At 35.2% G+C, this 23,100-nt stretch carries 20 protein-coding genes; 15 read left to right on the top strand and 5 right to left on the bottom strand.

Features of this window, described 5'->3' with window-relative positions:
* The first annotated feature begins 39 nt into the window (after nt 1-39).
* From ZA07_RS12285 to ZA07_RS12275, 3 genes are read left to right on the top strand one after another with little or no spacing between them, the layout of a single operon-like run.
* Nucleotides 40-1,557 (top strand): hypothetical protein, encoded by a 1,518-nt coding sequence (locus ZA07_RS12285; protein ID WP_053971966.1) that lies wholly within the window; start codon nt 40-42, stop codon nt 1,555-1,557.
* Nucleotides 1,554-2,852, top strand: a complete 1,299-nt coding sequence (locus ZA07_RS12280) for a GDSL-type esterase/lipase family protein (protein ID WP_053971965.1) — start codon at nt 1,554-1,556, stop codon at nt 2,850-2,852. Before ZA07_RS12285 ends, ZA07_RS12280 begins: the two co-directional genes overlap by 4 nt.
* A complete protein-coding gene (locus ZA07_RS12275) occupies nt 2,845-4,506 on the top strand; it encodes an MBOAT family protein (RefSeq protein WP_053971964.1) in 1,662 nt (553 codons plus the stop codon). The genes ZA07_RS12280 and ZA07_RS12275 overlap by 8 nt, the downstream gene beginning before the upstream one ends.
* Here ZA07_RS12275 and ccsB read toward each other — a convergent pair.
* Both ccsB and ZA07_RS12265 read right to left on the bottom strand, forming a co-directional pair.
* The gene (gene ccsB, locus ZA07_RS12270; protein ID WP_053971963.1) at nt 4,487-7,696 is read right to left on the bottom strand and encodes a c-type cytochrome biogenesis protein CcsB; all 3,210 of its coding nucleotides are present in this window, start codon (nt 7,694-7,696) and stop codon (nt 4,487-4,489) included. The genes ZA07_RS12275 and ccsB overlap by 20 nt on opposite strands.
* Before the next feature lie 88 nt (nt 7,697-7,784).
* Nucleotides 7,785-8,180, bottom strand: a complete 396-nt coding sequence (locus ZA07_RS12265; protein ID WP_053971962.1) for a group III truncated hemoglobin — start codon at nt 8,178-8,180, stop codon at nt 7,785-7,787.
* 59 nt (nt 8,181-8,239) lie between these two features.
* Here ZA07_RS12265 and ZA07_RS12260 point away from each other — a divergent pair, with 59 nt between their 5' ends.
* The 10 genes from ZA07_RS12260 (at nt 8,240) to ZA07_RS12215 (ending at nt 18,404) form a co-directional block, all read left to right on the top strand.
* A complete protein-coding gene (locus tag ZA07_RS12260) occupies nt 8,240-8,998 on the top strand; it encodes a Rossmann-like and DUF2520 domain-containing protein (RefSeq protein WP_053971961.1) in 759 nt (252 codons plus the stop codon).
* Nucleotides 8,988-9,518 (top strand): HAD family hydrolase, encoded by a 531-nt coding sequence (locus ZA07_RS12255; RefSeq protein ID WP_053971960.1) that lies wholly within the window; start codon nt 8,988-8,990, stop codon nt 9,516-9,518. Before ZA07_RS12260 ends, ZA07_RS12255 begins: the two co-directional genes overlap by 11 nt.
* A 13-nt stretch (nt 9,519-9,531) precedes the next feature.
* Nucleotides 9,532-9,858: a hypothetical protein gene (locus ZA07_RS12250; RefSeq protein WP_053971959.1), complete on the top strand. Its 327-nt coding sequence runs from the start codon at nt 9,532-9,534 to the stop codon at nt 9,856-9,858.
* A gap of 10 nt (nt 9,859-9,868) precedes the next feature.
* The gene (locus tag ZA07_RS12245) at nt 9,869-10,783 is read left to right on the top strand and encodes a geranylgeranylglycerol-phosphate geranylgeranyltransferase (RefSeq protein ID WP_053971958.1); all 915 of its coding nucleotides are present in this window, start codon (nt 9,869-9,871) and stop codon (nt 10,781-10,783) included.
* Nucleotides 10,783-11,367 (top strand): Maf-like protein, encoded by a 585-nt coding sequence (locus ZA07_RS12240; protein ID WP_053971957.1) that lies wholly within the window; start codon nt 10,783-10,785, stop codon nt 11,365-11,367. The genes ZA07_RS12245 and ZA07_RS12240 overlap by 1 nt, the downstream gene beginning before the upstream one ends.
* A 54-nt stretch (nt 11,368-11,421) precedes the next feature.
* The gene (locus ZA07_RS12235; RefSeq protein WP_053971956.1) at nt 11,422-11,952 is read left to right on the top strand and encodes a mechanosensitive ion channel domain-containing protein; all 531 of its coding nucleotides are present in this window, start codon (nt 11,422-11,424) and stop codon (nt 11,950-11,952) included.
* 24 nt (nt 11,953-11,976) lie between these two features.
* Nucleotides 11,977-13,050 (top strand): magnesium/cobalt transporter CorA, encoded by a 1,074-nt coding sequence (corA, locus tag ZA07_RS12230; protein ID WP_053971955.1) that lies wholly within the window; start codon nt 11,977-11,979, stop codon nt 13,048-13,050.
* A gap of 72 nt (nt 13,051-13,122) precedes the next feature.
* The gene (locus ZA07_RS12225; RefSeq protein ID WP_053971954.1) at nt 13,123-15,645 is read left to right on the top strand and encodes a PIG-L family deacetylase; all 2,523 of its coding nucleotides are present in this window, start codon (nt 13,123-13,125) and stop codon (nt 15,643-15,645) included.
* 109 nt (nt 15,646-15,754) lie between these two features.
* On the top strand, nt 15,755-17,437 hold the full coding sequence (locus tag ZA07_RS12220) for a sodium:solute symporter (protein WP_053971953.1): 1,683 nt from the start codon (nt 15,755-15,757) through the stop codon (nt 17,435-17,437).
* Nucleotides 17,424-18,404, top strand: a complete 981-nt coding sequence (locus tag ZA07_RS12215; RefSeq protein WP_053971952.1) for a Gfo/Idh/MocA family protein — start codon at nt 17,424-17,426, stop codon at nt 18,402-18,404. Before ZA07_RS12220 ends, ZA07_RS12215 begins: the two co-directional genes overlap by 14 nt.
* Before the next feature lie 40 nt (nt 18,405-18,444).
* Here the strand turns inward: ZA07_RS12215 and ZA07_RS12210 are convergent, their stop codons facing one another.
* Together ZA07_RS12210 and ZA07_RS12205 are read right to left on the bottom strand one after the other, a co-directional pair.
* Nucleotides 18,445-18,990, bottom strand: a complete 546-nt coding sequence (locus tag ZA07_RS12210; RefSeq protein WP_053971951.1) for a hypothetical protein — start codon at nt 18,988-18,990, stop codon at nt 18,445-18,447.
* A 159-nt stretch (nt 18,991-19,149) separates the two neighbouring features.
* Nucleotides 19,150-21,084, bottom strand: coding sequence for a helix-turn-helix domain-containing protein (locus tag ZA07_RS12205; protein ID WP_053971950.1), 1,935 nt, complete (start codon nt 21,082-21,084; stop codon nt 19,150-19,152).
* A 242-nt stretch (nt 21,085-21,326) separates the two neighbouring features.
* Here ZA07_RS12205 and ZA07_RS12200 point away from each other — a divergent pair, with 242 nt between their 5' ends.
* Entirely contained in the window at nt 21,327-21,800 is a 474-nt protein-coding gene (locus ZA07_RS12200; RefSeq protein WP_053971949.1) for a hypothetical protein, read from the top strand.
* Nucleotides 21,790-21,990 (top strand): helix-turn-helix transcriptional regulator, encoded by a 201-nt coding sequence (locus ZA07_RS12195; RefSeq protein WP_053971948.1) that lies wholly within the window; start codon nt 21,790-21,792, stop codon nt 21,988-21,990. Before ZA07_RS12200 ends, ZA07_RS12195 begins: the two co-directional genes overlap by 11 nt.
* A 54-nt stretch (nt 21,991-22,044) precedes the next feature.
* Here the strand turns inward: ZA07_RS12195 and ZA07_RS12190 are convergent, their stop codons facing one another.
* The gene (locus tag ZA07_RS12190) at nt 22,045-22,893 is read right to left on the bottom strand and encodes a DUF2911 domain-containing protein (protein ID WP_053971947.1); all 849 of its coding nucleotides are present in this window, start codon (nt 22,891-22,893) and stop codon (nt 22,045-22,047) included.
* Between the last annotated feature and the right edge of the window lie 207 nt (nt 22,894-23,100).

Raw genomic sequence — 23,100 nt, 5'->3', positions numbered from 1 at the left:
TAAACATTTGTATTTATATTAGTCCATACCAATTGAACTATGAAATTTCATCCTTTTAAAATCCTACTTTTTTCTGTTATTGTATTGCTAGCTCTTTACGGCTTGACTCACTTCAGTCATCGTGTAACCTATGATAATGGAATATATGAGGAAGGCTTTTTCATTAATGGGGTTGGACTAAAGTACCCCACTTCTGAAACATTTTTTTCAGAAAAGGGTATTGAGGAAGAAAAAGAAAAATCGATTGATGAGCTAATTCAAAATATCGAAGACGTCATACCAGATACTATTGAAGAAGACGATAGTTCTCCAAATCAAAAACCGGATTCCACACAAATACCAAAACCTAAGGTTGTTAAAATCCTTAATTTAAAGAAGATTGACACTAGTAAAATAATCAGGATTGATTATCCTGAGAACAAAATGGCATTCATCTCAGAAATGGATGCTTTTTTAAATGGCGAAAACTGTCGCATCATTCATTACGGTGATTCCCAGCTTGAAGGTGACAGGATTTCTGCCTATTTAAGACATCGAATCCAAAAAATTTATGGTGGTAGCGGACCTGGCTTTATTCCAATCGTTCAATCTTATGAGAATATCAGCAATGATGTTTCCCATTCAAACAATTGGTTTAGATATGCATATTTTGACCCAACCACCAAACGTTTTGATCATAAGAAATATGGTGTCTTTAATTCCATTTCCAGATTTACTGAAGGTCTCTATGGCGTTACAGATAGTTTGAATTTAGACAGTATTCCTTTCAGTAAAGCCAGCATCCAAATATTCCCTCCTACCAAGTCTTACGCCAGTAACATGCAATACAACAAGATAGGTCTGCATTATGGAAATTCTTTATCCCCCACCAGTATTAAGGTATATCAAGATAACAATCTAATCACTCAAGATTCCCTTATAAATGATGGAAAATACCATAATTTCCAACTTTTGTTTCAAGGTACGCCGCAAAACTTGCGCTATGAGTTTGAAGGTAAAATAAGCCCCGATTTTTATGGACTTACATTAGACGGACAACAAGGAGTTGCACTAGATAACGTTGCCATGAGGGGTGGCTCTGGTTTGGTTTTCGCTACTTTGGATGCCACCAATTTTAAAGCGATGTCTCAAAATTTAGATCCTAAATTATTTATTTTTCAATATGGAGGCAATTCCATTCCTTACATCAAAGATTCCCTGGAAGTAAGAGATTATGCCCGCTACATTAAAAATCATATTAAATGGGTCAGTCGTCGATGTCCAGAATCCAAAATTCTATTTATAGGTCCTTCAGACATGAGTACTTCTATAAATGGTCATATGCAAACCTATCCGCTTTTGCCTTATTTAAATAATGTTCTAAGGGAAGAGATGAATAAAAATGGTATCGCCTTTTGGAGTATGTACGATGCCATGGGTGGAGAAAACTCAATGCCTTACTGGGTAGAACAAAAATTGGCTGCTACCGATTATACCCATTTTGCTCCTTCTGGAACCAAAATTATTTCTGAGCACTTGTTTTTGGCTCTTTACCTAGACCTAAATCAAGTAGAATGATCTCCAAATTGCCCCTATTTGTCCTTCTTTTTTATACGGCCTGTTTTTCACAAAACTATGTGCTTGATAGTATTCCGGAAGACGTAAGAAGGCTTATTGACTTTGAAGCCAATAAACTGGAAAATGTGGAAAATGCCCCCACTTTTCAAAAGTTTTTTAAGAAGCTGGACAACATCTACGAAGGCAAACAAGAAAAGCTTCATATTTTTCACATAGGTGGGTCCCACATACAAGCGGACTTTTATTCGAATAAATTAAGAACCTATTTCCATAACATGAATGATTCATCTATGGGACAAAGAGGTTTTGTATTTCCTTATCATTTAGCTCATACTAATAATCCTTTGAGTTATAGGGTTTCAGCTAATAGAGATTTATGGACAGGTTATCGCTGTTCTGTGACCAAGGATAGTATTACTTGGGGCATGTCTGGAATAACCGCGGCCTTTAGAGAGAGTATGGATACTATCTATATTAAAGCCAACCATAAAAATGAAACCAAAAAACCCTACCAATTTGATGCTTTAAAGATTTTTTACAACACTTGGAAGGATGACTATAGATTGCGTTTTTTAGATTCTGCTTTAGTCTTAAAGGATACTATTGACCAAAAGCATTTTTATAAAAAATACTTTTTTAATCGCCAAGTAGATTCCATAGCTATTGAGATTCAAGTCAAGGACTCAACAAAATTAAATCCCGAATTTTTATTGATGGGATTGGAATTGGAAAATCCACACTTAAAAGGAATTGAATACACTACTCTAGGTGTTAATGGGGCTAGTTTCCCATGGTTGAATAGAAGTATTTATTTGGAACGTCAACTTTCCATGTACCACCCCGATTTATTCATTATTTCGATTGGCACCAATGATGCTTACAAAAAAGCTGAAGATTTTGATCCTGAGAAATTCAGATTTTACTATAAATCATTCATACAAATGATTCAACGAATTAATCCCGATTGTGCTATTTTATTGACCGTACCAAATGATGACTATTACCGCAGAAGGTATCCTAATAAAAATACTGCCATACAACAAGAAATTATAGGAGAACTAGCTCAAGAATATAATATGGCCGTATGGGATTTGTACAAAATAATGGGAGGCCTCGGGTCATCCCATAAATGGTATAAAAAACACCTCATGATTAGAGATAGAATCCACTTCACACAACTGGGATACAGCATTAAAGGGGATTTGTTAATGGAGGCCTTAGTTAAAGCATGGGCACAAAGTACCCGAAGAGACGAAAACAAACTACTTAACCACTTCAAACATTTGAATGAATAGACTTTACGACATTTTCACCTTTTCAGAAGAGTTCCCTCTTATATTTACCCAAGCCAATTTCTGGATCTTTTTTGTGGTGGTTTATTTTTTCTTTGCCATCATCTATAAGAAGGTTCCACTAAGAAATGTTTATCTCTTTTTGGCTTCCTTATTCTTTTACTACAAAACAAGCGGATTATTTATTGGAATATTGATATTCAGTACGCTTGTAGACTTTTTTATTGGCCGGACCATTTATCGCAGCTCCAATAAAAATAAGCGTTTAGCCCTTGTCACAACTAGTGTCACCATTAATTTATTAGTACTCTGTTATTTTAAATATGCCTATTTCTTTACAGATTCCTTTAATTCTCTCTTTCACACCCAGTATGAAGTCTTTAACTGGTTGGGTCAATGGGGAAATGAGATAATGAATCGACCATATTTTACGATTGACAAAATCATCTTACCAGTAGGAATTTCATTTTATACGTTCCAAACTATAAGTTACAGTGTGGATATCTACAGAAATAAAGTCAAACCTCTTAAGTCTATATTAGATTTTGGCTTTTATGTGAGCTTCTTTCCTCAGTTAGTTGCTGGTCCTATAGTGAGAGCCGAAAGTTTTGTGCCACAAATTTCAAAACCTACTGAAATTACCAAATCAGATTTTGACGCAGGAACCTACTTGATTATTAAAGGATTAATAAAGAAAATGTTGTTTGCTGATTTTATTGCAATGCATTTTCTAGATCCCGTTTTTGATGCCCCTCAAATGTACAGTGGGTTTACCAACATCATGGCCATGATTGGTTATTCACTTCAAATTTATGGAGACTTTTCGGGCTATACAGATATAGCAATTGGTTTGGCGATGCTACTAGGTTTCAAACTTCCCGTAAACTTCAACTCGCCCTATAAAGCTAACAGTGCAGGAGATTTTTGGAAACGTTGGCACATTTCCCTTTCCACCTGGTTACGCGATTATCTATACATTCCTTTGGGAGGAAATCGAAATGGAACTGCTGCATCCTATATCATTCTTGGAGTCATTATAATAGGAACGCTTTTGGCCTTTAGAGACCAATTTATCATCGTTTGTGTTATACTGGGTGTATGCTTAATAGGCTATTTATTGCTCATGCTGAGTACTTCGGCTAGAAATCACATCAATACAAATATCAATTTGATGCTTACCATGTTGATAGGTGGCTTGTGGCATGGTGCCTCATGGAAATTTGTTATTTGGGGAGGCTTGAATGGTCTTGGAATTGTCGTTTACAAATATTGGAAACGTGTAAGCCCTTATGAAAAAAGCACCCATTGGTTAGTTCATGCTTGGAGAATTTTAAACACCTTTGTTTTTATCACCTTTACCAGAATTTACTTCCGAGGGGAAAACATGGAAAAAATCTCCAAGTTTTATCATCAAGTATCCTCAAACATGGATTGGCAAAATGCCCTTAATGTCATTGCCCATTACCAAGCGGTCTTCTGGGTTATGCTCATAGGGTATATCACCCATTGGCTTCCACAACGTGTTAAAGATGGTATTGGAAATCTATATTCAAACAGCCCTATTTACATGAAAGGTGTGATAGCAGTAATAACAGGAGTTATCTGTTACCAAGCTTTTTCAACTGATTTCCAGCCCTTTATATATTTCCAGTTTTAGAAGGTTTTCTATAAAACTTGGCATATTTTCTAAAAGCAAAAAAGGCCAAAATAGCTATAAGTCCCAAAGCAATTCCAATGGTGTTGTAACTATCTATTTTTTGACCAGATTGATAGGAATGAAGTCCTGACAAATAAAAATTTACTCCCAAATAGGTAAATATGATGCTAGGGAACGCTAAGATGGAAGCCAAATTAAAAGCAAATCTGCCTCTTAATCCTGGAACCAATCTCATATGGATTACAAAGGCATAAACCATAATACTAATAAGGGCCCAAGTCTCTTTAGGGTCCCAACCCCAATAACGTCCCCAACTTTCATTGGCCCACATTCCTCCCAAGAAGTTTCCGATGGTTAACATAACCAATCCAACGGTTAAGGCCATTTCATTGATAATGGTCAATTCTTGAATATTGATTCCCATTTTTTTCTTGTTATCCTTATTGGTAAAAGCCATTAAGAACAACGTGACAATTCCAAGAATAGCTCCCAAGGTAAACGGACCATAACTCGCTACAATAACAGCTACATGTATCATCAACCAATAACTATCAAGCACTGGCTGTAAATTGGCTATTGCCGGATCCATCCAATTCCAATGGGCAATCATCAATAACATGGAGGTAACAAAAGCTGCAGCAGCAATGGTTAAATCACTTTTTCGACCTAAAATAAGTCCGAAAAGCATCACAGCCCAAGATACATAGATCATCGATTCGTATGCATCACTCCAAGGCGCATGCCCTGAAACATACCAACGCACAATTAATCCTGCCAAATGAAGGCCAAATAAAACCAATACAATTCCCTTAAGAATAGAAACTGAAAGTGTTATTCCTCTACTCTTTTCCTTAAATATTTGTACAATAAGCACTATAAATAACAGCGAAGAAGCATACATGTACCAGCTAAATAGCTTTTTGAAAATATCATATTTGTTATATAATATTTCTGCTTTTATCTTTTTATCCGATAGCATCACATCACCTCCATATCGCTGTTGAGTTCGTTTAAAAGACTCCAACAACTCATCTGCCTTTGAAAAATCACCAGTTTGTTTGGCATTGTTCAAGGTGAATAAATAGGCATTAAATCCACTATTTATGAAATTACCATATAAAGAATCTTCAATTTTCTCGTTGTAACCATCTCGTCTATACTCAGATGAAGAAATCCATTTGTTATTTTCATCATTTGGAACAGGAAAAATTCTAAGAGATCCGCCCTCGATGGTGTTATAAAATAGGTTAACGTGTTGATCAATCTCCTTTAATTCGTTTTGTATCGCATTTGGTATACCCGCAGAATAAGCATCTTCAAGGTATGGCCCTAATTTGTAATCACCTCTTTCAGTAAAGAAATCAACCAATGCCGCATACTTTTGCGTTTTTTCAATTCCAATGATGCTTCTAATAGAATCGTCCTTTTTTGGTTTTAGATGAATAATTGGAACATTCCACCACAACAAAGGACTTTCCTGAATAGAAAGAAATACTTGGTTGGCATCAAAATCCTTATATGTGTCATACTTACTTAATTTCCGCAACATTTCTGATGCATATGTGTTTACAGGCATCATCCTTCCTCCTAAATCCTGAATAACCAAATGACCAAACTTATCAGCGTGTTCCTTAGGTGTAATATGTTGTTTTAAAATGGAATCAAGTTGCTCTCTGTTTGGTTTGGTGTGAGAATGACCATCATCTTGGGTATGTTGTGAAAAGACAGAACAGGATATAAAAATCAAAAGAGCAGCCAATAATTTTGCCTTTTTCTCCTTAGTCTTTTTAAGCATTCTTCCCAAATCACCAAATCGTGTCCCCCTTGAGAATAAAGTAGCCATAAGTCCCAAATACAATAAGAAATAACCAATATAAGTTACCCATGTACCCATTTGATCGTGATTTACTGAGAGTTTGGTTCCTTTTTCATCGGGATCAAAACCTGATTGAAAAAAACGATACCCACGATGATCCAAAATATGGTTCATATAAATTCGGTAATTAAAATCCCCTTCTTCTTCATCGAGAATAGTCACATCACTTTCGAAAGCAGAATAGCTTTTTTCAGTTCCTGGGTATTTATCTGCAATAAAATCATTCAACTTAATACTAAAAGGCAATTCTCTTATTTTTGAACCATACTTAACAGCAATATCCAAACCGCCCACTTCTACTTGTTCAAAGGTACCGCTGTGCCCTTGCCCTCCAAGCAATCTCACATATTTTGTATCATTATTGGAAGTCACTTTCATAACCACGCCATCTTCATCCCCTTTAAGTAAAGTTGATTTCTTTACGATATCAAAAGTTCCTTTTATTACTGGTTTAGGAAATACCATTTGCATAGACCCAATAACATACCTTGACCTTAATATTAATGGCTGTAGGCTGTCTTTAACCAATTGACCTGTTTCTCCAGTAGCCATAGTCATATACTCTCCTTCAAAAGGGGATTGAATTTGTAAATTCCCTTGGTCATAAGTAATATTAACTGCACCATCTACATGCTTGTTCAAGGAAAACAACACATTATGAATGCTTTGAACTTCGCCTTCCTTTAGAAAATGATTATGAGGACTTCCACCTCCAGACTCCACCACTTTTAAATAGGATTCACCTTCATCATTTGGAACCACATCCAACTCAGCACCTCCAATAAACTTGGTCATTTCAAGTGTGACAGGTTGCCCATTATAATCCGTTGTAAGGTGAAATTCGTTATCCATTCTAGGAGAAAAATCCACAACTTCCTCTTCCACTCGCCTTTGTGGTTGTCCATTTATTTCAAAATCCCCATCAATGTAGGCGGTGATATAGGTTTCCCGAGAAAAAAAGGTATTTTCTGTATCTCCCTCTCGAATAGGCATCATCCCTTCAAAGCCAAAATACCTTGTAATACCAGCACCAACTAGGATAAAAATAAAGGCTAAATGCAGTAACAAAGAGGCCCACTTTTCCTTTTTGTGCAATTGGTATCTAAAAATATTTCCCAAAAAATTGATTACAAAAAGCGCCATAATGGCTTCAAACCATTTGGCGTTATAAATCAGATTTCTAGTTAATGGAGTTGGTGAAGTATCTTGACCTGCATCCAAGAAAGTCCCAGTCGCCATGGCAGCGGCAAAAACGATAAATAAAATGGCAGTAAGTCTTGTTGAAAATAAGATTTTGGCAAGTTTATTTTGCATTGTGAGAGGCTTTTTTTAGCTCGTGCAAAGGTAAGTGTTTTTGTTAACTTACAGACCTGCAACCTGCTTTATAGGTGTTAAAATTAATTCAAGAGTTATTATTTCTTTCAGCATAAATGTTCAAAAACAAAAAGGTTGACATTTTACGAGCCTTACTTTTGGCATTTTCAGAATAATCACCTTGAAATAATTCATCTACGGTATTAACCCATTCATTCAACCACAATCCAAAATGTTCTTGAGTTATGCTATGATTAAAATGCCTATCGACCTCAACATGAACCTTCAATGGGTTTCCTAAAAATTTTGATTTTAAAAATAAATTGGCTTCCCAAAATTGGGTTAGTCTTTCAAAATGAGCTTCCCAATCGGTGATTATGTTATTGAAAAAAGGCCCTAAAACCTCATGTTTTCTTATTTTTCCATAAAACTGAACCACCAAATTATGAATGTCTTCCCTATTTTTAATATCTGTTTTCTCCATGGTAAAACAAAGATAGGGCTTAGGTTTTTAAATCATGAGACAATGCGTATTTTAGCGTTATGATTTCAGTGAGCATTATAGGAGCTGGAAATGTAGCTTCTCATTTATATCAAGCCTTTAAAATGGCTCCAGACGTTACTGTTAAACAATGGTTTAATAGAGATTTTAGTAAGATAAGTAGTTTCATGAATGAAGTAAATACCATTGATGATCTTAATTTACTAGAAGACGCAGATGTCTATGTTATTGCAGTGAGTGATGATGCGGTTTCCAATATTTCAAAGCAATTGCCGTTTGAAAATCGATTGGTAGTGCATACTTCTGGTAGTGTTGGCATTCATGATTTAAGTTCAAAAAACAGACGAGGTGTCTTTTATCCATTACAATCTTTTAGTAAGGATGCCGAACTATCTTTTGAAAATGTTCCTATTTGTATAGAAGTACTTGATAAGAAGGACATAGACATTTTAAAACAATTGGCAGAAAGCATTGGCAGCAAATGGTATCGCATTAATTCGGAACAACGACAAACACTGCACTTGTCGGCTGTATTTGTTAATAATTTCACGAATCAGCTTTACCGTATTGCACATGAAATAAGTGATTCTAAAAGTATTGATTTTGATATTTTAAAACCGCTTATCATGGAAACGGCTCAAAAAGTCCAACACATGTCTCCATACATGGCTCAAACAGGACCAGCTAAAAGAAACGATAAAAAAACCATAAGAAGACATTTAAAGCTTCTTGAAAAGGAGGAACACAAAAAGATATATGAACTCCTTACCCACTCTATAAAAAAGACCCATGGAAGATAAAAGTTATAAAGAATACTTAGAACATATTACAACCTTCATTTTTGATGTTGATGGCGTGCTAACAGATGGAACTATTATAGTCACCACCGATGGGCAAATGCTAAGAAACATGAATATAAAAGATGGATATGCCATAAAAACTGCCATCCAATCAGGATTTAGAGTATGTATAATATCTGGAGGCACCAATGAGGGAGTTCGAGAAAGACTACGTGGTCTGGGAGTTACAGATATTTATTTAGGAGCCCATAACAAAATCGAACAACTGGATGAATATTTAAATACCTACCAAATCAAATCTGAAAATGTACTTTACATGGGAGATGATATTCCAGATTATCCAGTCATGAAATTGGTTGGCTTACCATGTTGCCCGCAAGATGCTGCACCAGAAATAAAGGAAATATCAAAATATGTATCCCATAAAAATGGTGGCAAAGGTGCCGTAAGGGATGTCATTGAACAAGTATTGAAGGTTCAGGAAAAATGGCAAGGTCATTTTGATGCCAAATACGATTAATACGATATAAGATTTGTCAAAAACGCAGCGGCGACATAAAACAGGGTTTGGATACATTGGATTTGGAAATGACATGAACGTTTTCAATCGGAAAGCCCAAGGTTCTTTTTCAGATTACAAGGAAAGGTTGCACGCTGTAAGCCAACAAAAACATGAGTTAGATTTTGATCATCATGCTTTAACAAAAGAAGAACGACAAGTCATCAAAAACAAAATCAAAAAGCAAATCGCCTATCAAAACAATAAAGCATTAGCTATTGTTCTTGTTATAATTATTACTATTGTGGTGGTGTTCAAAGATTTTCTATGGACCCATTTTAAAGAAACATTTTTCATATAATTTTTACTGAATGAGTATTTTAAAATTGATTCGATGGAAAAATCTGTTGTTGATTGCCTTAACCCAGGTATTGATTAAATATGCCTTATTAGAACCTTTTGCGTCAACCACAACACTTTCAAATTTTGAATTTTTCCTATTGGTTCTATCCAGTGTATGTCTTGCGGCAGCTGGGAATATTATCAATGATATCCATGATATTGAAATTGACCGAATCAATAAGCCCGAAAAAGTAATCGTGGGTAAAGCTATTTCAGAAAAAACGGCATACAACCTATTTTTTGCCTTAAACATTATAGGTGTGTGCATTGGTTTCTATTTAGCCATGGCCATTAATAAAGGACCATTTTTCTCTATTTTCGCCATCATTTCCATTCTATTGTACATTTACTCTTCATTTCTAAAACAAATGCTATTAGTTGGAAATTTAGTTGTATCGGTCTTGGTTGCATTTACCATTCTCCTTGTTGGGCTGTTCGAATTATTACCTGCTATTACCAAGATGAATCAGTCCACTCAATTTACCTTTTTCAAAATTTTATTTGACTATTCGGTTTTTGCTTTCATGATCAATTTTCTGCGTGAAATTGTTAAAGATATAGAAGATGTAGATGGAGACTATAAGGAAGGAATTCAGTCGCTCCCCATTGTATTTGGAAGGGAGCGTGCTGCTAAAATCGCATTTCTTTTTTCGTTTATTCCACTTGCAGCCATAGTTTACTATACGGTCACTTATTTATACCACCAACAATTAGCCGCAGGTTACTTTTTGATGTTTTTAATAGCACCGATGATTTACGTATCCATCAAATTATTTAATGCTGAAACCAAAAAACAATTTCATCATATTAGCATGGTATTGAAATTAGTCATGCTGTTTGGTATTTTGTCTTTGTTGCTTTATAAATTTATTTTACCTCATTAATGCTTCATTCTAAATTAAAAAATCACCATTTGATTCTTGCCTCTGGTTCTCCCAGAAGACAACAGTTTTTCAAGGAATTAGGATTAGATTTTGAAATTAGGCTAAAACCTATTGAGGAAGATTATCCTTCACGTCTATCCCATTTTGAAATTAGTGATTATTTGGCTCAGTTAAAAGCGCTTCCATATAAAGATGAATTGCAGGAAAAAGACATTCTGGTAACTAGCGACACCATTGTTTGGCATCATGGAGAAGCCCTTGGAAAACCTCAAAACCAAGAAGACGCATTCAAGATGATTCAATCTTTAAGCAATCAAACCCATGAGGTAATAACCTCTGTATGCTTTACAACCAAATCTATTCAAAAAACGGTCAATGCAACTACAAAGGTAACTTTCAAGGAATTGTCTGAAGCAGAAATAAATTATTACATTGAAACATGTAAACCTTTTGATAAGGCAGGTGCTTATGGGATTCAAGAATGGATTGGCCAAATAGGAATTGTAGGTATTGAAGGATCCTATTTCAATGTGGTTGGCCTACCCACCCATTTGGTGTATCAAACATTAAATAGTTTGGTGTAACCGTCACTTCCTTTGATTTTGTCAATATCTTTGTACTACCATACCATTTTTTAAATGATTTTTGAAGATATAAAAACAGAGCTATTAAGACTACTAATTTTAGTCATTACATTACTCATTTTGAGGAAAATATCCGTGCTTTCAGTTGCAAAACTAGGGCGAAAAACTGGTATTAATGAAGCTAGAATTCATTTAATAATCAGGTACATCACTGTTAACTTCATTCTTATAGGAATTCTTGTTGCTGCTTTTATTTTTGGAACAGAATTTAAGGACTTAGCTCTTATCTTTTCTTCCGTTTTTGCAGTAATTGGAATTGCACTCTTTGCAATTTGGTCCATACTAAGTAACATCACCTCTGGAATCATCATGTTTTTCTCGTTTCCTTACAAAGTGGGAGATAAAATTCAAATACATGATAAAGATTTCCCAATAGAGGCCATCATTGAAGATATCAGGGCGTTTCAATTACATCTGCGTCTTGATAATGGCGACCTTGTCACCTATCCCAATAATTTAATTCTTCAAAAACCCGTTACCCTATTAAAAAAAGATGCAATTGATGATGGCCATGATGCTTTATAATTTTTGTTTATTTTTATAAAACATATGGCCAAGAAAAAAAACAGAACTTCACGCTATAAAAAACATATTGGACAAGCACCAGGAACCATAGTCTACACAGGTGATAAGTCCAAAGAAAAATTATTCATTGATGTTTTTGACTACAATTCCGAGTTTGCTGTTGAAAAAGAGCTTCTAAACGTAGAGGAAGCTTATGAATTTAAGGCAACTGATTCCATCACATGGATAAACTTCAATGGTTTAAATCATGTGGATCAAATTGAAAAACTCGGGTCCCATTATGAGCTACATCCTTTAATTTTAGAGGACATTGTTCATATAAACCAAAGACCTAAGATAGATGAATATGAAAACTACATCTTTATTTCCCTAAAAATGCTTCACTATGATAAGGATGAAAATATTATCATTGAACAGGTCAGTTTTGTTTTAGGAGATAATTATGTGCTTTCCTTCCAGGAAGCTGAAGGTGATGTATTTGATAACGTTAGGGAACGCATCAGGCATGGAAAAGGTAGAATACGCGGTATGCAATCAGATTACCTCCTTTATGCGCTTATAGATGCCATTGTTGATCACTACTATGTGGTAGCTGAAACCTTAGGCAACAAGATTGAAGATCTTGAAGGCACTTTATTTGAAGGCGATGCAGATGAATCCATGAGCCGCACAGTCTTGGATTTAAAGAAGGAACTTTTAAAGGTGAGACGCGCCATTTTCCCTTTGAGGGAGATTATCAACCGCATCGAAAAAACAGATCATAAATTAATCCACAAAAGAATCATGCAATTCTACAGGGATATTTATGACCACATCATTCAATTATCTGATACCGTTGATATTTACCGTGAAATGATCTGGAGTTTAATGGATATGTATATGACTACCATTAGCAATAAGATGAATGAAGTCATGAAAGTCCTAACCATTATCGCTACCATTTTTATACCGCTAACCTTTATTGCGGGCATTTACGGAATGAACTTTGACCACATGCCAGAACTTCATTACAAATATGCCTATTATGGTGTTTGGGCCGTTATGATTGCCATATTTATAGGCATGTTACTCTATTTCAAACGTAAGAAATGGCTTTAAGTTAAAGAAACTTTAAATCCCTGCCGTTACTTGGTATTCTTTTTATCTTTAGCCCTCCCTAACTAAAAAAACATGACAAGAAAACAACTCGTCTCATCCTTTTTGGCATTATTTATCTGTGGATTGACATTTGCTCAAAAACCTTCGAAGCCCAATGCATCAGAAATTTATAATTCTATTAAAAAACTAAATTTTTTAGGATCTGTATTATATGTCGCAGCACATCCTGATGATGAAAATACCAGATTAATCTCTTATTTTGCTAATGAAGTGCATGCGCGAACTGCCTATCTTTCCCTAACTCGAGGGGATGGAGGACAAAACTTGATTGGACCAGAAATAAGAGAACTATTGGGTGTCATTAGAACCCAAGAATTACTTACGGCCAGAGAAATTGATGGAGGTGAACAGTTCTTTTCAAGAGCCAATGACTTTGGTTACTCCAAACACCCTGATGAAACGTTGGCCATTTGGAATAAAAAGGATGTTTTAAATGACGTGGTTTTAGCCATTAGACAATTTAAACCAGACATCATTATCAATAGATTTGACCATCGTTCGCCCGGAAGCACCCACGGTCATCATACAAGTTCTGCCATGTTGAGCGTAGAAGCTTTTGATCTTACCAATAATCAAAGTCAATTTCCAGACCAGTTGGAAGCGACTTCGGTTTGGCAACCAAAGCGCCTATTTTTCAACACTTCTTGGTGGTTCTATGGCAGTGAGGAGAAATTTGAAAAAGCTGATAAGTCAGGCATGATGGGATTTGATATTGGCACCTACTATCCTACTCTCGGTTTAAGCAATTCTGAGATAGCTTCTTTAAGCAGAAGCCAACATAAATCTCAAGGTTTTGGAAATACTGGCACCCGTGGAAGTCAAATGGAATATGTAGAACTCATTAAAGGTGACATGCCTAAAAATGGTGATATCTTCGAGGGCATCAACACGACTTGGAGTCGCGTAAAAGGAGGCGAAGTCATCGGTGATATTTTAGAAGAAGTGGAAAGAAATTTTGATTTCACTAACCCGTCTGCTTCTATACCACAATTATTGGAAGCTTACAAGCTTATCCAAAAGTTGGAAGACGCCCATTGGAAAACACTTAAAACTGCAGAGATCAAAGATATCATTGCTGCTTGTTCTGGTCTTTATCTAGAGGCTGTTTCAAGTGACCAACATGCAACAGCAGGGGAAACAGTTCAACTCAATATTGAAATTATCAATAGAAGTAATGAACCCATAAAATTGGTCGCCTATGAAACTAACAATCATAAAGTTTCAAAAAATGTTTCCTTACAGAACAACGAAAAACTAGAGTATAAAGAATCTTTGGCAATTGGCACAAATCAACAACCTACCACTCCTTATTGGCTCACTAAAAAAGGGAGTTTGGGAATGTATAATGTGGAAAATCCTGATTTAATTGGGAAGCCAGAGACTCCAAGGAAATTCAACGTATCCTTTGATTTAGAAATCGAAAACACGGCTATCTCATTTCAAAAAGCCGTCGTTTATAAAATGAATGACCCCGTTAAAGGAGAAGTTTATAAGCCTTTTGAAATTGTACCTGAAGCAGCAGCAAAAATTGATGAAAAGGTGCTTATCTTTAATACAGACCAGGAGATGGAAATACCTGTTACAGTAACTTCTGGGAAGAATAATTTGGAAGCTTCTGTTACTATAGCCCATCCAAGGGACTGGAATATTTATCCAGAAAGCCAAAACGTTCACATTGACTACAAAGGGGAGTCCAAAACCATTTTCTTTAAAGTTATCCCACCAAAAAATGAAAGTGAGGGATTAATGACTCCTATCATTAAAGTAGGAGACCACACCTATACTAAGGAATTGATTGAAATCGATTATGAACACATTCCGTATCAAACGGTGCTATTACCCAGTGAAACTAAAGTCGTAAGGTTGAACATTCAAAAAATGGGACAAAATATAGGATACATTGAAGGTGCCGGGGATATAGTTCCTGAAAGTCTAAGACAAATTGGATACGAAGTCATTACCATCAGTCCAGAAGATATTACAGAAGAAACATTACACCGATTTGACGCCATCGTTGTTGGTGTAAGAGCCTACAATACCATCGAAAACCTGAAATATAAACAAGATATATTATTTGATTTTGTTTCAAACGGAGGTAATATGATTGTACAATACAATACCAGCCATCGTTTGGTGACCGATAACATAGCACCGTTCTCCATTCACTTATCAAGAGATCGAGTTACCGATGAAAATGCCAAAGTATCTTTTATTGATAAGGAACATGCGCTTTTAAATTACCCTAATAAAATTTCGGAAAAAGATTTTGAGGGCTGGACGCAAGAACGCGGTCTTTATTTTCCAGATTCTTGGGACAAAGAATTTACCCCCATTCTTGAAATGCATGATAAAGGAGAATCTAAAAAGAAAGGAAGCTTATTAGTTGCCAAATATGGTCAAGGTTATTATATCTACACTGGGCTGAGCTTTTTCCGTGAATTTCCGGCTGGTGTTTCTGGTGCCTATAGATTGTTTGCCAACATGCTATCAATAGGAAAAACGAACATACAAAAGCAAACCTCCTTAAATGATTAATATGGAACCGGAAAAATCGCATAATCGATGGAATAGTCTTTACACCATAGTTTTGGTGGCTAACGCTATTTATATTCTCCTGTTTTATATCATCATGAAAACGTTCTAAATGCAAACAATTGATTGGATTATACTCATTGGAACGCTTTTGACAATAGTCATATACGGCAGCTTAAAAACCAAGGGAAGTAAAAATGTTCAAGATTATGTGAGAGGTGGTAATAGCTCACAATGGTGGACCATCGGTCTATCTGTTATGGCTACACAAGCTAGTGCCATTACATTTTTATCTACTCCGGGACAAGCCTTTCACGATGGAATGGGCTTCGTTCAATTCTATTTTGGCCTTCCCATTGCTATGGTTATCATATGCATGGTATTCATCCCCATTTATCACAAATTAAAGGTTTATACGGCCTATGAATATTTGGAAAGCCGTTTTGATGTTAAAACTAGAAGCCTTACAGCCATTTTATTTTTAATACAACGCGGATTGGCAGCTGGAATTACAATCTATGCTCCAGCGATCATACTCTCTGCTGTATTAGGATGGAATCTTACCTACCTAAATATCATTATAGGTATTTTGGTCATTGTATACACTGTAACAGGCGGAACCAAGGCCGTTAGCGTGACCCAAAAACAACAAATGGCTATTATTTTTATAGGCATGTTTATTGCCTTTTTTGTCATTTTAAGTTATTTACCTGAAAATATTACCTTTTCAAATGCATTAGAAATTGCAGGGGCAAGTGATAAAATGAACATATTGGATTTCTCCTTTGATTTTGAAAACCGATACACAGTTTGGAGTGGTCTTATTGGCGGTACATTTTTAGCTCTCTCCTATTTTGGAACCGATCAAAGCCAAGTGCAACGATACTTATCGGGTAAATCCATGCGAGAGATGCAATTAGGATTAATATTTAATGGTCTTTTAAAGGTGCCAATGCAATTTTTTATATTGTTAGTAGGTGTCATGGTATTTGTTTTTTATCAGTTCCACCCTTCTCCAATCAACTTTAATCCTGCGGCCAATAGCACCATAGAAAACTCAAAATATTCCGAGGAATATAAGGCTTTAGAATTAGATCAAGCTAAAATATTCAACGAAAGGGAACAAGCCATACAAGAATATGTAGTCACCAAAAGCCCAACTCTTATTCAAAAAATCCATGACTCAAATGCTGCCGATGAAGCCAATCGAAATGCAGCTAAAGACCTTATCGAAAAAGCTGCTGCTGACCGCTTAGTAAACATTGAAACCAATGATAAAGATTATGTTTTTATTCATTTTATCCTAAACAATTTACCTAAGGGTCTCATTGGATTATTATTGGCTGTAATATTATCTGCAGCTATGTCCAGTACCGCGAGTGAAATAAATGCTTTGGCCACCACTACTGCCTTAGATATCTATAAGCGTAGTTATGCACCCGACCGAGATGAAGGTCACTATGTCCAAGCTACCAAATGGTTGACATTAGGCTGGGGAATTATGGCCATTATTGTTGCTTGTATTGCTAATCTAGCAGAAAACTTGATTCAATTGGTTAATATCATTGGTTCCATTTTTTACGGAAATGTGCTAGGTATCTTTTTATTGGCTTTCTTTTTTAAAATGGTAAAAACCAAAGCAGTGTTTATTGGAGCTATAATCACCCAAATCATTGTTATTCTTGTTTGGTGGTTAGATTGGATGCCGTACCTTTGGTTAAATCTATTTGGATGTATGGTGGTCATTCTTCTGGCCTTAATTTTACAAACAACTCAAAAAAATGACATCAAATAAAACAATCAATTGGGGAATTATCGGTTTAGGTAAAATTGCTCATAAATTTGCCACTGATTTGGTTACACTCCCCAATACGAAGTTGTTGGGAGTAGCATCCCGCTCACATGACAAAGCAGTTGATTTTGGAAAGAAATTTGGTGCTCAAAAGACATATGGAAGCTACGAGGACTTAGCTAATGATCCTGAAATCGATGCGGTATATATAGCGACTCCTCATGTGTTTCATAAAGAAAATTCGATACTTTGCCTCCAACATGGAAAAGCTGTTCTATGTGAAAAGCCATTTGCAATGAATTTAGAGGAAGTGACTGAAATGATTCAAGTTGCCAAGGATCACAACACCCTCTTAATGGAGGCGCTGTGGACATATTTTCTTCCACATTTTCAATTTGTAATTCAGCAAATTGAAAACAAGACTTTTGGAGAAGTGTTGGAATTGGAGGCCGATTTTGGCTTTAAAGCTAATTATGATGTAACCTCTAGGCTCATTAAAAAAGATTTGGGAGGTGGTAGTTTATTGGATATCGGTATCTACCCTATATTTGCAGCCTTATCCACCCTAGGCTTTCCTAAAGACATAGTAGCAGAAGCAACCTATTTTGAAAATGGTGTGGATTCCAGCTGTACCATGACTTTCAGTTATCAACATGGCACGAAAGCCATTTTAAAAAGTACTTTGCTAGAAGATACTCCAACTACAGCAACCTTTCATTGTGAAACAGGAATAATAAAATTAAATTCTAGATTTCATGAACCTTGTACCGTGACAATGTCTCCAATAAATGGTGAGGAGAAAACCTTGGATTTTGGTTATAACACCATTGGCTACTCTTTTGAAGCACAACATTTGAATGAACTAATACGAGGTGGATTCAAGGAAAGCCCGATTATGAATTTTGAATTCAGTAAAAGGTTAATAACATTACTAGACCAAGTAAGAGATAGGATTGCTTTAAAATATTGAGAGCCTGCGAGGTCGCAGGCTCCGAACGTTTTTTGATTGATTAAAGAAACTCCCCTTTACTATTTACTTTAATACTTTTAGTCTCATCCCCTTTTTGAATTTCAACTTTATAGAAAGTTGTATTGGGTTGATTTTCCATATATTGTGAATGATACTTCACTTTGGTTAAAATCCATCCAGGATAAACATAAAAAACTGTTTGTCTTACCCGCAGTGGAATTTTTACATCCTTAAAAACTTCTTCAGTTTTTATAATTTTTCCATTTACATCATAAGTCACTAAAATATACCCCTTCTCGGACTGAAATTTTACCTCTGAAGTTTGACTTAATACATCAAAGTTTTCATTTTTTCTATAATCGTAATTGGAAACATACTTTCGTAAATTTTGTATGTGTTTGGACATATTGATCTCTTTAGTTTTTTTCAAATAAGTGGCATGTAAGACACTTGTTCGTGAAGATCTTTTTATTTCAGGAAGTTCATAATTAGACACATTCACTTCTGTCAATAAAGGTTCGTTTTGAGCCATAATTAAATGACTTGATAAAAAGATGGCAAATAAGGTAATTGATAAGGTTTTCATGACTTTTGGATTTAATGATTAATAGTTATCCAAAGGTCATCAAAGATTTGTTGCACCACATATCTTAGAAGTTGCAATGCTTTAAACCATTTAAAAAGTGTTGAAATTTTATTTGAAACACTTTAAATTATGTTTCAGGGATTAAAAAATAATAGAAAATTAGGTTTTTAAGGGCTCATAATCACCCAAACCTAGCTTTTCTAAAATATGAAGAAATCTAGGCTCTTTTCTTAATTTTGAGAAACAGGCGTGATATTTTGTTTTAAACATATCAGCATTTTGCTCTTCTAATGCCGTTTCTAACCAATCCAATGCTTTTTCATTCTCACCCATAGTCGCAAATTTCTCAGCCACCCAATAGGCATTAAGTTGAAATGATTCAGAATCTGAATTATTAATATCTGAATCATTGATCCATTGCAACACCCCATTAACACCATTATTTTCAAAGGCCTGTCTCATAGGAGGAATGTTGGATTTAAATTCGGGATAAAGACTCCAACCTTCTTCCAACATTTTGATAGACTCTTCCTCTTTTCCCATAGCTGCATAGGTTTTAAACTTGACCCAATAAGACCAAAGATCTCTAGGCGCAACCAGTTCTGCCATGGTTGCATCTTCCAAGGCATTATCGAAATCACCTTGTTGCAAATACAATTCAGCGCTCAGGATATTTGCATAATAGGAGTTAGGAAAAATTAGCTTAGCATGCTCGAGTAAATCCTTGGCCTTAGTATAATCACCCAATGAATAAAAAACATATTGCGCATACATGCAATAGGTCTCATAATTATTCGGATTAAGATCTAAAGATTTCTCAAACTCCTCCTCAACTTTGACCCAGTCCCAACCATAATTCAAATAATACCATCCCAAAACGCGATGGGGCTCAGATAAGTTCGGATCAATTTCAACAGCTTTCATGGCATACTGTTTGCCTTTCACCAATTCATCATAGGAAGGTGTTGGCCAACTTTTCCATAAATAAACTTCTGCTAAACCCGAATATCCCAAGGCAAAATTTGGATCTAACTGCACACTTTTATTCAAGTATGTTTCAATTTGTTCAAAACTTTCATTGGTGAAATCGCACCAATAAAATCGGGCCTTGTTATAGTAATTAAACGCTTCTAAATTATCAGTTGGTATTTTTTCGAAGCGCTCCATATTTAATGGCGAAATCAATAAATGAAGCTCAGTAGCAATAAGTCGGGAAATTTCACTTTCCAAAATAAACACATCGGTATATACCCTATCAAAATCTTGGGACCATATTTGAACATCCTGTTTCGTATCTGTTAAATGAACCCTTATTTTCACACGATCTTGAATTCTTTGCACACTTCCACCAACCAAATAATCAACATCCAACTTTTCTACCAGTTCTTTGTTGGATAGCTTTTGATCCATAAATTGAGCTACAGATTGCTGTGACCTTACCACGAGTTCATCTATTTTGGAAAGATTATCTATGATGTCTTGCCGCATCCCTTCTGCAAAAAATTCATTTTCTTCCAAATTACTCAGACTTTTAAAAGGTAACACAGCGATTGTTTTCTTGGAATAGTCCAATACATTTTGATTAGGAAGAACTTCTTTACCAGGAACCTTTTTCCCTTGGTTTATAAGTTTAACACCTGAAAAACCAAGGATAACAACCAAAATTCCTGTTAGTACTAAAGCATAAACTTTTTTCTTTGGCGATGGCCTATGAGTTGTAGGCTTAACTAAGTTATTAAAATCAAGTTCTTCGGTCGTTTTATATTTAGTTTCTCCCGGTGTAAATCCAAAATAATCCTTAAAGGAGGTGTTAAAATAAGTAGGACTATTGAAGCCAACCCGATAAGCAATTTCTGAAGAGGTAACCTCATCATTCTGAAGCATTATTAAGGCTTTTCTCAATCTAAACTCCCTTATAAATTGACTGGTTGATTGACCACTAATATTTTGAAGTTTCCTATGAAGTTGTGACCTACTAAACCCTATCTCTTTGGCAAGCTCATTTACTCCAAACTTCTCGTTCTCTAAGTTTTTTTCAAGAATTTCTTCTAAACACTTTAGTAATTGGTGTCCCAAATGTTGCTTACCAGACATTTTAAAAAGTTTAAATTAAAACGCTTCGATTTAGGACTCAGGGAGTGAAATTTGCTATCTAATTTAAGCATTTTTATCCATTTAATAAAACTTTTAGACAGTCTAAAGATAGCATTATCCCTTTCTAAATTAAGAATAGTTGAATCAAACGTGATAAATATTTTTTACAAAAAGAACATTTTATTTTACTTTATGTAAAGTTTTCTTTACTTTTGAATTATTCAATCAAAAATCGAACAGTTATGAAAACTTCCTATCTACTCCCAAACCAATTTAAGATATTGGGTTGGCCCCTGTTTATTACAGGTCTTATTCTGGGCATTATAATTGATGTCAACAATCTTGAAAATGACTTTTTTACTATCAAGGTACTCTCTATTTACCAAAGTGATTCGTTTCTTTCTTCTGAGTCTGGTTTTTTTAAGCTTATCGAGAATGATATTTTAGATGAATTAGCAGCATTAGCAATCATTATTGGAGGTCTTATCCTTTGCTTTTCAAAAGAAAAAATTGAAGATGAGTTTATTGCCAAACTGAGAAAAGACTCTTTAGTTTGGGCCTTCTTGGTTAATTACATTGTCTTAATCCTGGCCATAATTTTTGTTTATGACCTGACCTTTTTTAGCGTCCTTATTTTCAATATGTTTACCCCTATTATTATTTATGTCTTTAGATTCCATTTCTTAAGATTAAAGAGCATGAGTCATGACGAATAATTTAAAAGTAGAAAGAGCAATACACGATATGACCCAGGCAGATCTGGCAAAGGCCATAGGGGTAAGCAGACAATCCATCAATGCTATGGAGAAAAACAAATACGTGCCATCTACAGTGCTAGCCTTGAAAATTGCCAAGCTATTCAAAAAACCAGTGGAAGCCATATTCATTCTGGAGGAAACAGACTAAAAAAAAGCGCAACTTTTAAAAGTTGCGCTCCTTGTTTTTTAAAATATGTAATTTTTACATAGCTCCCCACTCTTTTAGGGAATCCATGTTCATTTTTACATAGTCATCGTTACCAGCTTCCTTTGCAGCCTGCAGAGATTTTTTAGCTAGACCAATAGCACCATCCTTATCTCCTGCTTTTGCATAGATAAGAGATTGTTGTCTGTATTGCCAGAATTGAGGCTTTTCATTCATAGACATAGCCTTATCGATCCATTCCTTAGCTTGCTCGATATCCTTATTTTCAGAATAATAATAAGCCGCTGCTGCATAGTAATCGTTGGCCTTTGGCGATCCACTTAAAGCATCATTGATAGAAGCCATAACTTTTTTATCAGTTGGTACTGTAAATGGCACAGCCACATAAGTTTTTTCCCAAATAAACTCTAAGGTAGCTTCAGAACTTTTAATATTATTGATATCCATGGTAAAAGTCTCCACATTGAATGGTATTGGATGCACTTGAGCCTTAGCTATAGCAACCACTTTACTTTCATCCCATTTTTCAGGAATTCCCCAATTATTGGTATCTGAATACAAATAAATTTCCCATAAACTTTCTCCTGGCTTTGTAAAGATGGCATAAGAACCAGCTTTTACTTCATAACCAGCTACTTCTACATCATCACTAAAGGTAATGATTGAGTTTTTGTTGGCTCCTGTTCTCCAAATTTTTCCGTAAGGAACTAAATCCCCGAATACCGTTCTTCCTTTAACTCCTGGACGTGAATATTCCAAAGTAACTTGAGTTAATCCCACAGGCTGCTCCAATTTAGCCGTTGGACTAGGTTGAGGGGTTGAAACTTGTGCATTCAAACTTACGGCAAGCATAAGTCCTACTGCTGAAAGTAATATTTTTTTCATTTCTAATTAGTTAAAATTATTGTTAACAAATATAAAATTACAAAAAATACGACTCACTATTTTGTTAAGAAAAAGGTAATTCTTTTGGGGTCTACTGGATTTTTAAAGAAATTATAGGAACTAAAATCATAGAATAAGCTTTAAAATAGCATTTTGAGTTAAATTTTGTTTAACTTATTTTAATAACAATTAAACATTTTGTAATTT

The sequence above is a fragment of the Mangrovimonas sp. ST2L15 genome, assembly GCF_001280515.1.
In the GTDB taxonomy this organism is placed as follows: Bacteria; Bacteroidota; Bacteroidia; order Flavobacteriales; family Flavobacteriaceae; genus Mangrovimonas; species Mangrovimonas futianensis.
Note: the sequence above shows the minus strand (reverse complement) of the source record. Positions and strands in the feature narration are given on the sequence as shown.

Excerpts from the sequence above, each read along its gene's own strand:
- ZA07_RS12285 (WP_053971966.1), top strand. The coding sequence starts at position 40 with ATGAAATTTCATCCTTTTAAAATCCTACTTTTTTCTGTTATTGTATTG.
- ZA07_RS12280 (WP_053971965.1), top strand. The coding sequence starts at position 1,554 with ATGATCTCCAAATTGCCCCTATTTGTCCTTCTTTTTTATACGGCCTGT.
- ZA07_RS12275 (WP_053971964.1), top strand. The coding sequence starts at position 2,845 with ATGAATAGACTTTACGACATTTTCACCTTTTCAGAAGAGTTCCCTCTT.
- ccsB (WP_053971963.1), bottom strand. The coding sequence starts at position 7,696 with ATGCAAAATAAACTTGCCAAAATCTTATTTTCAACAAGACTTACTGCC.
- ZA07_RS12265 (WP_053971962.1), bottom strand. The coding sequence starts at position 8,180 with ATGGAGAAAACAGATATTAAAAATAGGGAAGACATTCATAATTTGGTG.
- ZA07_RS12260 (WP_053971961.1), top strand. The coding sequence starts at position 8,240 with ATGATTTCAGTGAGCATTATAGGAGCTGGAAATGTAGCTTCTCATTTA.
- ZA07_RS12255 (WP_053971960.1), top strand. The coding sequence starts at position 8,988 with ATGGAAGATAAAAGTTATAAAGAATACTTAGAACATATTACAACCTTC.
- ZA07_RS12245 (WP_053971958.1), top strand. The coding sequence starts at position 9,869 with ATGAGTATTTTAAAATTGATTCGATGGAAAAATCTGTTGTTGATTGCC.
- ZA07_RS12240 (WP_053971957.1), top strand. The coding sequence starts at position 10,783 with ATGCTTCATTCTAAATTAAAAAATCACCATTTGATTCTTGCCTCTGGT.
- ZA07_RS12235 (WP_053971956.1), top strand. The coding sequence starts at position 11,422 with ATGATTTTTGAAGATATAAAAACAGAGCTATTAAGACTACTAATTTTA.
- corA (WP_053971955.1), top strand. The coding sequence starts at position 11,977 with ATGGCCAAGAAAAAAAACAGAACTTCACGCTATAAAAAACATATTGGA.
- ZA07_RS12225 (WP_053971954.1), top strand. The coding sequence starts at position 13,123 with ATGACAAGAAAACAACTCGTCTCATCCTTTTTGGCATTATTTATCTGT.
- ZA07_RS12220 (WP_053971953.1), top strand. The coding sequence starts at position 15,755 with ATGCAAACAATTGATTGGATTATACTCATTGGAACGCTTTTGACAATA.
- ZA07_RS12215 (WP_053971952.1), top strand. The coding sequence starts at position 17,424 with ATGACATCAAATAAAACAATCAATTGGGGAATTATCGGTTTAGGTAAA.
- ZA07_RS12210 (WP_053971951.1), bottom strand. The coding sequence starts at position 18,990 with ATGAAAACCTTATCAATTACCTTATTTGCCATCTTTTTATCAAGTCAT.
- ZA07_RS12205 (WP_053971950.1), bottom strand. The coding sequence starts at position 21,084 with ATGTCTGGTAAGCAACATTTGGGACACCAATTACTAAAGTGTTTAGAA.
- ZA07_RS12200 (WP_053971949.1), top strand. The coding sequence starts at position 21,327 with ATGAAAACTTCCTATCTACTCCCAAACCAATTTAAGATATTGGGTTGG.
- ZA07_RS12195 (WP_053971948.1), top strand. The coding sequence starts at position 21,790 with ATGACGAATAATTTAAAAGTAGAAAGAGCAATACACGATATGACCCAG.
- ZA07_RS12190 (WP_053971947.1), bottom strand. The coding sequence starts at position 22,893 with ATGAAAAAAATATTACTTTCAGCAGTAGGACTTATGCTTGCCGTAAGT.